The sequence below is a fragment of the Asticcacaulis sp. AC466 genome (genome assembly GCF_000495815.1).
In the GTDB taxonomy this organism is placed as follows: Bacteria; Pseudomonadota; Alphaproteobacteria; order Caulobacterales; family Caulobacteraceae; genus Asticcacaulis.
In genome coordinates this window covers 136,808-149,570 of sequence record NZ_AWGE01000005.1, presented here as the reverse complement: position 1 = coordinate 149,570, position 12,763 = coordinate 136,808, and the positions used below count along the sequence as shown (strand labels likewise).

Annotated in this window: 6 protein-coding genes; 2 read left to right on the top strand and 4 right to left on the bottom strand. The window is 57.2% G+C overall.

The features are described 5' to 3' along the window. Positions 1-247 precede the first annotated feature (247 nt). Both AEAC466_RS27930 and AEAC466_RS27925 read left to right on the top strand, forming a co-directional pair. Positions 248-3,070: a TonB-dependent receptor gene (locus AEAC466_RS27930; protein WP_023457065.1), complete on the top strand. Its 2,823-nt coding sequence runs from the start codon at positions 248-250 to the stop codon at positions 3,068-3,070. A gap of 67 nt (positions 3,071-3,137) precedes the next feature. Continuing rightward, positions 3,138-4,586 carry a DUF4832 domain-containing protein gene (locus AEAC466_RS27925; protein ID WP_023457064.1) on the top strand — a complete coding sequence of 483 codons (1,449 nt, stop codon included), beginning with the start codon at positions 3,138-3,140 and terminating at the stop codon, positions 4,584-4,586. A gap of 46 nt (positions 4,587-4,632) precedes the next feature. Here AEAC466_RS27925 and AEAC466_RS27920 read toward each other — a convergent pair whose 3' ends face one another. The 4 genes from AEAC466_RS27920 to AEAC466_RS27905 all read right to left on the bottom strand — a co-directional run bounded on the left by AEAC466_RS27920 (position 4,633) and on the right by AEAC466_RS27905 (position 12,660). Further along, a complete protein-coding gene (locus AEAC466_RS27920; RefSeq protein WP_023457063.1) occupies positions 4,633-5,652 on the bottom strand; it encodes a cupin-like domain-containing protein in 1,020 nt (339 codons plus the stop codon). Between the two features lie 3 nt (positions 5,653-5,655). Beyond that, positions 5,656-7,593 carry an NPCBM/NEW2 domain-containing protein gene (locus AEAC466_RS27915; protein ID WP_031238288.1) on the bottom strand — a complete coding sequence of 646 codons (1,938 nt, stop codon included), beginning with the start codon at positions 7,591-7,593 and terminating at the stop codon, positions 5,656-5,658. 31 nt (positions 7,594-7,624) lie between these two features. Then, a complete protein-coding gene (locus tag AEAC466_RS27910; RefSeq protein ID WP_023457061.1) occupies positions 7,625-9,130 on the bottom strand; it encodes a tryptophan halogenase family protein in 1,506 nt (501 codons plus the stop codon). Positions 9,131-9,264: 134 nt separating this feature from the next. Further along, on the bottom strand, positions 9,265-12,660 hold the full coding sequence (locus AEAC466_RS27905; RefSeq protein WP_023457060.1) for a TonB-dependent receptor: 3,396 nt from the start codon (positions 12,658-12,660) through the stop codon (positions 9,265-9,267). Between the last annotated feature and the right edge of the window lie 103 nt (positions 12,661-12,763).

The following is a 12,763-nucleotide window of genomic DNA, read 5'->3' as shown; positions in this document are numbered from 1 at the left end:
TGGCTGCAATTTGCTTTTTCAGAGTCCACGCCGCAAGCGCAGTAAATCCGGCGAAACTGAACGGCGCGGCCATAGACCGAGAGCGGGATATAGGAGCGCATCCGAAAAATGTGTCAAATTTACTACCTTTTTCTTTCGTTTTGCATATATAACGAAAGTTTATGTAGACATGAAAATGAAGATGTACATAAATCGCAAGATAAGGGAACCGACACCTCATTCATTCGCGATTTAAGGAGACAGACTCATGCCGACGACATCCCGATATCAAAAATGGCTCACCTCGGGCGTCGCGCTCGTGACGCTCAGTTTCGCCGCGTCGTTGGCCTATGCCCAAGAGACACCGCCGACACCGGATGTGAACGACCAACCCACGCAGGAAGTCGTCGTCGTGGGCGTACGCGGCAGTGTCGCACGTGCAGTCAAGCTGAAACGGGATGCCACAACTGTCCAGGACTCGATAAGCGCCCTCGAACTGGGCATGTTCCCTGATGACAATGTCGCCGATTCTTTGAGCCACATCACCGGCGTGTCGATATCCCGCACGGCCGGCGGCGAAGGGCAAAAGGTCAGTGTGCGCGGGCTTGGCCCCGAATACACCCTGTCTACCTTCAACGGGCGCATCCTTGCCACCGATGGCGCGGGCCGCGATTTTGCCTATGATGTTTTGCCGTCCGATGTCATCAGCGGTGCGGATGTGATCAAGGGGGCTGAGGCGTCGCTGACGGAAGGCGCCATTGGCGGACTGATCAATCTGCGCTCGGCCAGTCCGTTCGACAAACGGGGGCAGCATGGGATTGTACGCCTGGAGGGCGACAAAAATCTGATGTCCAAGCTGGACGGCAAGAAGTTTTCGGGCGTCTACAGCAATACATTTGCCGACGATAAGCTGGGCGTTCTTTTCGGTATTGTGCTGGAAAACCGCAATGATCGTACGGATGAGGCTGGAAACGATGGCGGCTGGACGCGCAATCCGGACCCGAATGACCCAAGCTGGCTCTATGGCAATGCGTGGGGCGGCAATATCGACCCGAATAACAATGGCGTACTTGACCCGGACGAATATGGCTTGATAGCCCCGGGCCAGTTCCGCGTGGGCTCTATCCTGGAAAAGAAAAAACGGTCTGCCTTTACGGCCAAGGTCGAATGGCGCCCGACCGATAACTTCCGCCTGGTTATCGATGGATTGACGACGAAGCTCGATTCTCCCCAAGTCGGTTACCAGCAGTCCTTTTATCCGCTCTATGCACCGGGACGCTGGTCCAACATGGTGATCCAAAACGGCATCGTCACCAGTTTCGACATGACTAATCCCGATCCGGAACTGCGCCTCAATCCGGAACTGCTCAATCAAACCACATATCGCGTCGTTGAGACGAAGCTCTATGGCGCCAATGCCGAGTGGCGCGTGTCGGATACGCTTACCCTGACCGGTGATATATATCGCTCGACGTCGTCCCGGCATTCTGGCGGGCAGGACAGCTATGTTGTGCTTCGCATGAACCAGCCCAACTCGGCCCACATCTCCCTCACCGGCGCGGCCGTGCCGAACGTGACCGTCAACTTCGACGATGGGCGCGAATTGGCCAGCGGCCTGGCGAACGGGCAGTTTACAGACGCCGATTTTAATACGCACTACTTCTCACTTTCCGGCGACAATATTGACGACGCCATCAACGGGGCAACGGTTTCGGGTAAGTGGGCGGTTGGCCGGTTTTGGGTCGATAACCTGCAGTTTGGCGTCAGTTACACCGACCGCAGCAAGTCACGCGATCTGATCAATAACTCACTGACGGGCGGCGCCGACTACTACTCGGGCGACCACGCTATCAATGTCGGCGATTTGGCGGGCAACGTTGTTTCGCACAGCTTTACGCTGCCTAACTTCATGAGCGGCGTGAACGCTGACTTCCCGCACACCTTCCTGGCCTTCGATGTCGCAAATTATCAGAAAGCTCTCGCGGCCTATGACGGACATCCCCGGGCGGGTGGAGACCCGGGCGAGGTCTACACATATGCCTCTGCCGCTCCCGTATGGAACCCGCTTCAGAGCTATCGCGTCACTGAAAAGACCTGGGCCGGCTATGTGCAAGCCAATCTCGCCGGCGAACGCTGGACCGGCAATGCCGGCCTGCGTGTGGTTCGGACGAACACCACCGCCCAGGCCTGGGATGCGAAGATTCTGAACATCATCGAAAATGGCGCGTTCAACTATACGGCCGTCTACGCCGCCCCCACACCGGTCAGTCAGGACAATGAATATACCTACGTCCTGCCGTCCGCGAACTTCAACTACCGCATTACGGAAGAACTGCGCCTGCGCCTGGGCGCGGCCAGGACCATGGCCCGACCTTCGGTAGAAACGCTGGCCCCCACAAGCACCACCGAGAGCGTGTCATGGGGTGATTTTACGCAAGTCTACGGCGGCAACGCTACGCTTAAGCCCTATTCTGCCGATCAGTTCGATGCGTCGCTTGAGTGGTATTTCGGCAAGAATTCGATATTCAACTTCGCGGTGTTCGATAAGCAGATCAAGGACCAGATCACAACCAGCTGGGAGCCGGGTCAGGACATCGGCGTGCCCGGTCATTTGTTCAATATCAGCCGCCCTATCAACGGGGATCATGCGAAGGTCAGAGGTATCGAAATCGGCCTGCAACATTTCCTCGAAAATGGCCTTGGCATGCGCGCGCAATATACGCGCAACTGGGCCAAAAGCTGGGTCGGAGATGAGGAGCGTCCGCTCGAAGGCATTGCGCCATCGGTCTACTCACTCGGCCTATTCTATGAGCACGGCCGCGTCTCGCTCAGTCTTACCGGCGACCATACCGATGGCTTCGTGACGGCGATCAACGTATTGGGCGAAGGCTACAACGAGCAAGCCGATCCGATCACCTGGGTAACGGCGCACGCGTCCTACAAGATCAATGACCGGACCGACATCACGCTTGAAGGCCAAAACCTGCTCAATGAAGCCAATACCTATAGCATAAACGGCAATCGCATGCTGCCTCAGGGGTACTATCGCTACGGCGCCTCGGTCAAACTGGGGGTCAGCTACAGATTTTAGCTTAGCGAATCCGCGCCCATACACCAATAAGGTTTGAGAAAATCGCCAAGCCAGAATAGGTCAAATCATGACTCTTGCGACAACGAATATGCGGCGTTCTCTACGCGGTTCAGCTCCTCTGACCGCCCTTTTGATCCTCTTGACGAGCGGTCCTTTTCACGCCCGGGCGGAAACGTCGGATCGCGACCGAACCGCCATCGCCCAGGTGACTTTCACAGCCACAGATGCCGAGTTGGCAAATCCGGAGCGCGGTTTCTACCGGGCTGCCTCTACCGATCTTGACGCACTGAGCGCCGTTGAGGTGGCAAACGCCTACACCGACGGCTATCGGCTGATCTATGCCAGGATTAATCTTGCCGCCTATCGTAACGCAGACCTTCCCCAGTCCTATCTCAAAAAAATTGAGACGGGATTTGCGACGGCCCGTCGCGGCGGCATCAAGCTGATTGTCCGCGCGACCTACAACTACCCAAACGGCGAAACCGAATATCATGACGCGCAGGACGCGCCCATCGCGCGCGTGAAGGACCATCTGGCCCAACTCAAGCCCGTTCTGCGCCGAAATGCAGACGTCATAGCCTTCGTACAAGCCGGTTTTATTGGCGCATGGGGCGAGTGGCATACCTCGTCTAACGATCTCACATCGCCGGAAAACCGTGACCAGATCAAGGCGGCATTGCTCGACGCGGTTCCTGACACACGGTTCATTCAGTTTCGTTATCCTCCCTATATCCGCGACTGGTCGCCACGCCTGCCCCCCTTGACCGCAGCCCTAAATGGCACGTTTCGGTTCGGCTTCCACAACGATTGCTTCCTGGCGAGCCAGACGGACGTCGGCACATATGACGAAGCGCCCGCCTCGCGCGCGGAGCAGCAGACATTCACCGACGAACTTGGCGATCTGGGCCCGTTTGGTGGCGAGACCTGTAACCCCGCGGATGACCCAAACGCCAAGCCGCGCACAACATGCAACGATATCTTAAGCGAGGGCGCACGATACAATCTCACCTATCTTAACGACGGTTACTATCGCCGGCTATTCCACGACAATTGGATCAAGGAAGGCTGCATGACCGATGTCCGCCGTCGTATGGGCTACCGGATCGCCTTGGTCAGTGCGACGCATCCGACAACCGCCTCACGGGGGGGAGCGTTTTCGATATCGATTGTCGTGCGAAATTCCGGCTGGGCGCGGATCTACAATCCCCGGGCCGTGGAGATTGTGCTAAGAGATCCGATATCCGGCGCTGTACACCGGATCACGTCACACAGCGTGGACCCACGCCAATGGCTGCCGAATGTCGATAGCGCCGCAACGCTGGATATCACGCTTCCAGACGACTTGCCGACGGGTGCACAAGAAATCTGGCTGGCGCTGCCCGACGCCGATACCAGTCTTGCGAAAGATGCGCGCTTTGCGATCCGTTTCGCCAATGCTGACGACGCGGTGAAGAAGCAACAGTGGAACTCCTCGCTGGGCGCCTTCAGCTTGGGAACAAAGGTTGAAATTCGGTGAGCAAATAGGAAGGAACCCTCAGCCAACCCTCCGGTCTTGGCTTTGATCAGCGAAACGACTGCACCTGGCGGACAAGGCCCTGGACGAATGTCTTGAAGGCATTTTCATGCCCCGTTTTAGTCAATCTTGCCATCATGCCCAGATCATCCGGCTGTAGATGGGCGCCCGGTTCACCGTGGGTGCCGAAAACAAAGTGATCGAACATTGTTTTCCAGACATCGCGTTGGCGCTCAGGCATGTCGCGCACCATCAACATCGCATGTAACAAAGCACCGTAAGGCGCCTGTAGGTGCGACGGGCTGTCGGTCCACCAGTAGTTCACCAGGACATTGAAAGTGGATAGACTCCGAACATGATGCCTCCAGCCATAGGGAATGAAGAGAGCATCGCCCGGCCCAAGCTCAGCCAGCTGCCCGGTGTCAAGTGCATCTCGCAAACGCGGGAACCTGACAAAGTCGGGGTTTTCAATGTCGGCCAGACTGACGGGCGAGCCGGCGAGCGTCTGTTCGAAAGGCCCCATATACAGGTTCGGCAACTGATTGGGAGGAAATAGGGTGAACCGCCTTTTCCCCGCCACGACCACGGCGATATTGTCCGACAGGTCATAATGGGTCTGAATACGAACGGCATTGCCGATCCAGATGCGCGGACTTACGGAATCGGGCAGCAGGGGCATCCGGTTCCCGGTCCTGAAGGCGGGCAGGCAGTCATCTACGGGCGTTGACTGAATGTAGATGGCAGGTGGCGTGGCCTCTGCCGCCAAGGCCAGCAACCGGTCGAGCACGTCGCCAAATGCGGCGCGCGACTTTTGGAAATTGCGCGTTTGCAGCGTATCTCCGTAAAAGAATTCGCCCTTGATAGTCGGTGGCGCCGTCAGGAATTCAATGGATCCGCCCCCCGCCCTGGCTTTAAGATAAGCGGCGATCTGGCAATCCGCCTCACGCGCCGCCTTTACAGATGGCCAGTCGGCACACAGCCCGCGCAACACCACCGGCTCATTAACCGGTGCAATGTCGCGCGTGAAAGCCGCAACGGTTACGTCGCAAACGCTTTTACAGGGCTGCATTGTCTATTTCAGCAGCCTGGCTGAGCCCCAGGTCACGACGACAGGCTGTTCGTTTACCGCTGTTGCACTGCTTGAAACCAGTTCGATGACGTGGCGGCCGGTGATGTCGGCGGTAATCTCGCGAGCCTTGTCACCGAATTTCATGGGCGGCGTCTGGGTGATGAGCTTGCCATCTGCATAGACGTAAAAGGTCACGGCCCGGCCTGGGTTCGGCGTTGAATCATCCACACCGACCTGTGTGCGCAATGTCCGGTAAGCGCCGTCGGTCTTGACCTGCAGCAGTGAGTTGCTCAGCACGCCAATGCCGCTGTGAAAGCCCTCCCCGGCGATTTGCAAGCCCTGGCCGTAAGGGGTCGCGTCGGCTTGGGCCCCGCCCCACCCCGCATATTGTGGATGGACGCTGCCGGATGTGGTGCCGGCCCAAGGATCGATCATGCGGTGAATGGTTGGGTCCGGGACAGGTGTTTTCACGCCGTCATCCGCCACATTGATCGCGCCTGGAATTTCGGACAGATAGACGCCATCGGCCAATTCACGTTCGCCGCTCACTGAAAAGACCTGGGTTTCGTGGGGCGCCAGAGTGATGCTCAATTGTCCCTTGAATTCGCTCTTCGTCTTCGACCAAAGATCCACAAGTTCGACCGACACATCATCGCGCAACTTCAATTGGCTGGCCAGAAGGGCGACCGTCAGCGGCGACGCTGTGCGGTTGAACACGGCCACGGTCTTTTTATGATCCGCCATGGTCTTCACCAACACCTGGACGTCATCAGAATCGTAGGCAATGATTGCCTGATTGCCGGCGGGGTCCTGGTCGACCTTGATGAGGTCGGCATTGCTCCAGATATTTAAAAGCGATGGCGGGGCCCGCCTGAGATCATAGCTGATCAATAGCGGGGCGCTCATCATGGCCCAAAGCGTAAAGTGCGTCCTGGCCTCGGTCAGATGATCCGCGTCAAAATCCCCCTGGCCGATGTAAAGAATATCAGGATCGTTCCAGTGGCCGGGACCTGCGTAGAGCGCGCGCTTGGCCACGGCGTCATAGTTGTGGAGCATGCTGCTCCAGTTGGGCGTAATGTCGCTGCTGGCGCGCCACATGCTGCCGACGTCCTTGCCCCAGGACCGGACATCGGCCATGCCCCAGTCACAGATGGAGAAGACATAGTCCTGGTCCGGGTTTGCCGCTTTCAAAGCCGCCGCGACCCGCGCATAGCGCTTTTTTACCGCCGCATCATCGGTCCTGTTGATAGCATCGCGGTAGATTTCCGGCGTCAACCCGACATAGCCATTGTCCTTGACCAGAGCCGATCCTGGCGCATAGTCCGCCAATCCACACGCATCGACCTTAATGTAGTCGAAGCCCCATTCACCAAAATAGAGGCCGATATCCTGCTCGACATGCCCGTCAAGCCCGACCTCGCGCTCAGCGGCAGACCCTTCCGGCAAATTCGGTGAATGCAGATCAAAGGCCTGGGAGCAGGCATTGCGCCCTATGTCCGTATAAATGCCGGCCTTCAGGCCCATGGCGTGCAGACGGTCCGTAAACGGACGAAAACTGGTATTGCCGTCAGGCGTCGTCGCAGAGGGGAAGATACTGGTCCTCACGATCATGCGGCCGTCGGACAGACGCCGCTTGCGCCACCAGCCGTCGTCGAGATTTACATAGACATATCCGAGCTTTGACAGTCCCTCATCCACCAGGGCCTTCGCCGCACCCATGACCTTGTCTTCGTCAACCTCGGTACGAAACGCATTCCAGCTATTCCATCCCATCGGCGGCGTTTTTGCTGCGCCCACGGGTGCGCCAAGCAACTGGCCGTGGCCCACCAGAGACGGAGAAGGTGTCGGTGCGCGATGCCTGGGCGGCTTGGCCTGGGCCAGGCCCGGCATCGCCGTGGCGAAGGCCATCACGGCAACCAGTGGTAAGAAACATGTCCTCATCTGTAATGCTTTCTTTGAGTGGCGAAGGTGCTCATTGCGTCCCCTTGATTTGCGCTATGTATTGAGCGTGGGGCGGCAGAGTGGGCAGTCGCTTCAGAACCATCGATCGCACCTGCGTCATACGACGTAAAAACGCGTCGCGCGGCAAGGCGTCGGCCAATGGATGATATGACTTTGGGAAAAGGCCCTGCCCTACCAGGACGGCAAACCAGCTGGTTTCCTTGAATAGGTCGAAGGGATATTCGAGAAGTATTCCTTCCTTTTCGAAGGCGTCCAGCCGTGCCGTCAAGCTGTCTGGCACGTCCATCGTGCGGCACTGATTCCAGAACGGGCTGTCGTCGCGTTTGGTCAACTTGTAATGGGCGATCAGGAAGTCGCGGATGCGCTCATATTCGCTATTCATGTCGTCATTGAACTTGGCGCGGATATTCGGATTGACATCGCCGGCCGGGAACAGCGCCATAAGGCGGGCAAGCGCACTCTGGACCAGGTAGATAGACGTCGATTCCAACGGCTCCAGAAATCCGGATGCGAGTCCTAAGGAGACGACATTCTTTTCCCACATGCGCGACCGGTGACCGGTGGTAAATTTAAGCAGGCGCGGTTCGGCGATGGGCGCCCCGTCCAGATGCGAAAGCAGATGTTCCGCCGCCCTGTCTTCCTGCAGAAAGGCGTCGCAGAAGACGTAGCCATTGCCCGTACGGTGTTGTAACGGGATTCGCCATTGCCACCCCGCTTCCCGCGCGGTCGAACGGGTATAGGGCACAGGCGGCTCAACGGCTTCACAGGCTACAGCCACCGCACGGTTGCATGGCAGCCAATGGCTCCAGTCCACGTAGGGTACGCCGAGGGCCTTGCCAATGAGCAAACCCGAAAAGCCGGAGCAGTCGATAAACAGATCGCCCGTTATGACGCAATTGTCTTCGAGCACGAGATGACGCACGTGCCCGTATTCGGAATCCAGTTCAACTTGGCAAACCTTGCCTTCGATACGATGGACGCCGCGGGCTTCGCTATATTTTCGTAAGAACAACGCATAGAGCCGGGCATCGAAATGATAAGCCTTGTTGAGTTTCAGCTGTGGCGTGTCGTCGGCGGTTGCCCCGCATCGCCCCTGACTGGCCGCCAGGGTTTCCAGATTGAATTGCCCATACTCGCGCGCGCCCTCGTGCTTGGCCAGGCGCAACCAGTAATGAAAGAAATTGATGCCCTCCATATTGACCCCGTAATTACCGAACGGGTGAAAATAACGTTGGCCGAGCTGCGCCCAGTCGACAAATTCGATGCCGAGTTTGAACGTCGCCTCAGTTTCCTTAACCAGATCAATCTCATCGATACCGAGGATCATGTTGAACATATTGATCATTGGTATCGTGGCTTCGCCGACGCCGACGGTCCCGATTTCCGCCGACTCAACGAGAGTCACGGTCAGGTTTTGAGGTCCGAACACTTTCGACAAGCAGGCAGCGGCCATCCATCCGGCTGTCCCGCCACCGACGATAATGACCCGTCTTGATGTCTTGTCAGACTCGCTCATCGGCAGTGTCCCTGGAGCGTTGTGAAGAAAAGGGGCGCGCAGCACATTCGCTGCGCGCCTTGAGTTAGGTCATGCCGTGAAAAGGGAGGCGGCATAGACCAGGAGAAGGTTTCCCCCACCGACGCAGGTGGGAGCTAGTACTTGAGGCGTATGCTGACCTGGATGCGACGGTCGAACGCAAACGTCCCCGCCGGCAGGAACAGAGGCGCCTGGTTTGGGTTTGCGGCCGTTGGTCCCAGAACCTCCTGATAAATTTTCGGCCGGGTATCGAGAAGGTTGGTGCCCTGCAGATCAATTTCTGTATGGGTGTTGAGGGCATAGCGCAGTGACCCGTCCAGGAACCCTTCAGCTGCATTCCAAACCGGGAAACCGATGCAGCAGTCATTGACCGAATTGACATATTTCGACCGCCAGTTATAGGCGAGCCGGGCGCCGAACGGTCCCTTATCGTACATCAGGATCAGATTGTAGGAATCATCTGAAAGCTGCTCCAGGCGCCCGGGATTGATCATGCCTTCCTGGGCTGAACGCGTAATGGTGGAACCATCCGCCGTGTCGAGCGTCAGGTTGGCGTTCTTGACGCCTTCATTGTGCAGGTGCGTGTAGTTGGCCTGGATGCCTAGGCCGTCGAACGGCTTGGGCAGGAAGGTGAAGTAGCGCTGATAAGCCACTTCAAAGCCCTTTACACTCGCACCATCGCCGTTCACCGGACCATTGACAGCCACGTTGCGCGTGACGCCATTATTGGTCATGGGGACCACAAACGTACCGTTTTGAATGTAATCGTAGAACTTTTTGCTAAAGATATCGAAGCTGAACGACCCGACTTCAGCGAAGTAGCGTTCGACCGACAGATCGAACTGATCCGCCTGGATTGCCCGCAAGCGCGGATTACCCGTGCTTCCGGAGTAGCCATAAATATAGCTCACTGGCTGGCCGGCACTATTGAGAACAAGGCTGGGATTGCCGACGGCGATGGCCGACTGCGGCACGTAGCTACGCTGCAATGTCGTATAGTTCTTGAGCAGACCTATGTCTGGCATATACATGCCGCGCGAAGCGGCGAACCGTACAATCCAGCCATCCGGCAGCGAGAACCTCAGATTGAGGCTTGGAAGGGTATAGGTGTGCTTGGTCTTGACCGTCGAACTGGTATAACCACCGTTCGAGAAAGACTGATCCGCCAGGGAGTTTTGTGCCAGGCACCCCGGCGAGACTGCGTATTGATTGGGGCCAAGGGCCGCGATCTGTTCGGGGCTCAGCGGCAGGCAGGTCAATTCCTCGCCGGTGAACGGAACAGCGAAATTGACAGCCCCGACACTGGTCAGGTTCGTCTCAACCAGGCGAACACCTACATTCCCCGACAGGGTAATGTCTCCGAATACGACGGCGTCCGGACCGCCGAACTTGGCCATGACATAGGCTGAATCCTGCTTCAGCTTTACATTCAGGATTTCACCCGGCTGGAAACAGGTGCCGGAGATATTGGCGGCGCGCATGCAGATCGGATCCCAGTTGGACGATGGGGTCTTTCCGTTCGCCGATTGGGCCGTCATCCCGAAGGTCGATTCCATCAAGTTGATGTCCTTGAGGTAATCCGGCTTGATGGTCACAAACGTGTTCTGCCCGATCAGGCCTTTCAGCAGGCCGTCTGTGCCGAACGCGGTCGTCTGCCAGTACGTGCCGGGGTAGCCGGCGAAGTTCGCCGTCGCCGGGGCGTCAAGGTGGAAGGAATCGGCTGGATTGGCCCCCCAGTTGCTGGAGATTGATTGCCAATTATAGGCCGACCATTTGTTGAGCTGGTCACGTTCGGACATACGAACACCGGCTCTGATTTCGCTGAACCAGGGATTGTCGAAGGCATAGGCGGCATCGATCCGAACGGCATTCATGGAGGCCTTGCTGTCTTCAAGGTGATCCATGATCGATTCATTGAAATAGTTGCGATAGTCGGACAAGGGATTCGTGCCGACCACATTGTACCCGGACGGCAGTTCAAAGTTCAGCCTTGGCAAATCACCCGTCAGATCGACCGCCAGATTGGCGTAGGTGCCGTTACGATAGGTGATGTCGTAATGGGTATTGACCGACAGGACATGCTGGGCGTCGAAGGTCAGTTTTAGCCGGTCGGTGGGTGTCCAGATAAAATTAAGCGCGGTGTCTTCGACCGTCCGGGTTTCCGTGCTGTAGCGCGTGGCCAGATTGACAGACGGCGCCAATCGGCACGGCTGGTTGGCGTGCGTAACCCCTGAGTTTAGGCACGGTTGATAGACCGGTTTGTCGATACCATACTGGCTATAGGTGCCGTACTGGTCGGTCGATCCCGCCGCATAGGACACCGGGTCCGCACCCCAGTCAGCGATTGCGCCATACCCCCAGCCCCCTGCGGAAGCGGTTATAACGCCCTTCTGGAATAAGCCATCGGCGCCGAAAGTGAACGGCGTGCCGCCGCCCGCCTGATTGATGCCAAGGCCGGGTGCATCGGGTGGTGCGATCAGCGATCCGTCCGTCCAGACCGTCGACTCGTTCGTCGTAGCGGGATCAACCCAAGCCCAGTAGCTAAGCAACTGATTTTCATTCCAGGTGTTTTCATAAGTCGACTTGTTGTATTGAAGCGTCGCCTTGAAATGGTTGTCCGTGCTGGCCCATTGGCCCGCCAGCGAGACGCCTTTGCGCGTACGGTCATAGACCGTGTCGTTGTAACTGATCCCCGATGGGATAAAGTTCATGTTACTGGTATAGGTGCCAGCCGCAAACGGCATCATCCGCGGCAGTATCGCGCCCTGGCTGGTGGTTTCGATTTTTGAATAGGCGATATCTGCCAGGAAGCCGAAGTCCCCCAACTCCGTATGCCAGCGGTTGGAATATAGCGCAGACCCGTTCGGCGTCCATTTCTTGCTAAGATCACCATAGTCGGCCTCCAAAGTCGCCGAGATCAACTGGCCTTTCTGATCGAAGGGGAGCCGCGTTTTCAGATTGACCGTCCCCGCAACCCCACCTTCCAGCATATCCGCGGTGAGGTTCTTATACGTGTCGACTCCCGACAGCATTTCAGGTGAGATATCCTCCCAGCTCAGACCCGAGGCCGACCCCGCGCTGAAGATGTCGCGACCATTGAATTCCGATTTAACCTGCTGAAGACCGCGAATAATGACACCCGTCGGTTCGGCCGGAAAGTGCATCACGTCACCGCCCGCGACCGACCGCATGACGGTCACACCCGGCACCCGTTGCAGCGCCTCGGCAACCGATTTGTCTGGAAAGGCGCCAATATCTGTAGCGGTGATCGAGTCGACGACCGTGTCAGCTGACTTCTTGGTTTGTTGGGCCGTTTTGAGGGCTTGTCGTGAGCCGACAACGACGACGGTCGTGTCTAGCGTCTTATCGGCCTCGTCTGCCTTGGCATCTGCGGTAACTTTGGAATCCTGAGGACCGGCAAGCGCCTGCCCCGCCGTCCCTGAAAATCCGCAAAGCAGCGCGAACGCAAGTGCAGCTCGCGATATACCGCATTGTTTCTTAGAGATATTCATCCTTTTTCACCCCTTCTTCTTGTTGTTGCCATGGCTACATAGACTACATTAATAATGCTACATTCACTACAGATGTCAAACCCCTGTTAAATTTTGGTTATAA

Bases quoted from the DNA above. Each gene is read 5' to 3' on its own strand.
- AEAC466_RS27930 (WP_023457065.1), top strand. From the start codon at position 248: ATGCCGACGACATCCCGATATCAAAAATGGCTCACCTCGGGCGTCGCG.
- AEAC466_RS27925 (WP_023457064.1), top strand. From the start codon at position 3,138: ATGACTCTTGCGACAACGAATATGCGGCGTTCTCTACGCGGTTCAGCT.
- AEAC466_RS27920 (WP_023457063.1), bottom strand. From the start codon at position 5,652: ATGCAGCCCTGTAAAAGCGTTTGCGACGTAACCGTTGCGGCTTTCACG.
- AEAC466_RS27915 (WP_031238288.1), bottom strand. From the start codon at position 7,593: ATGAGGACATGTTTCTTACCACTGGTTGCCGTGATGGCCTTCGCCACG.
- AEAC466_RS27910 (WP_023457061.1), bottom strand. From the start codon at position 9,130: ATGAGCGAGTCTGACAAGACATCAAGACGGGTCATTATCGTCGGTGGC.
- AEAC466_RS27905 (WP_023457060.1), bottom strand. From the start codon at position 12,660: ATGAATATCTCTAAGAAACAATGCGGTATATCGCGAGCTGCACTTGCG.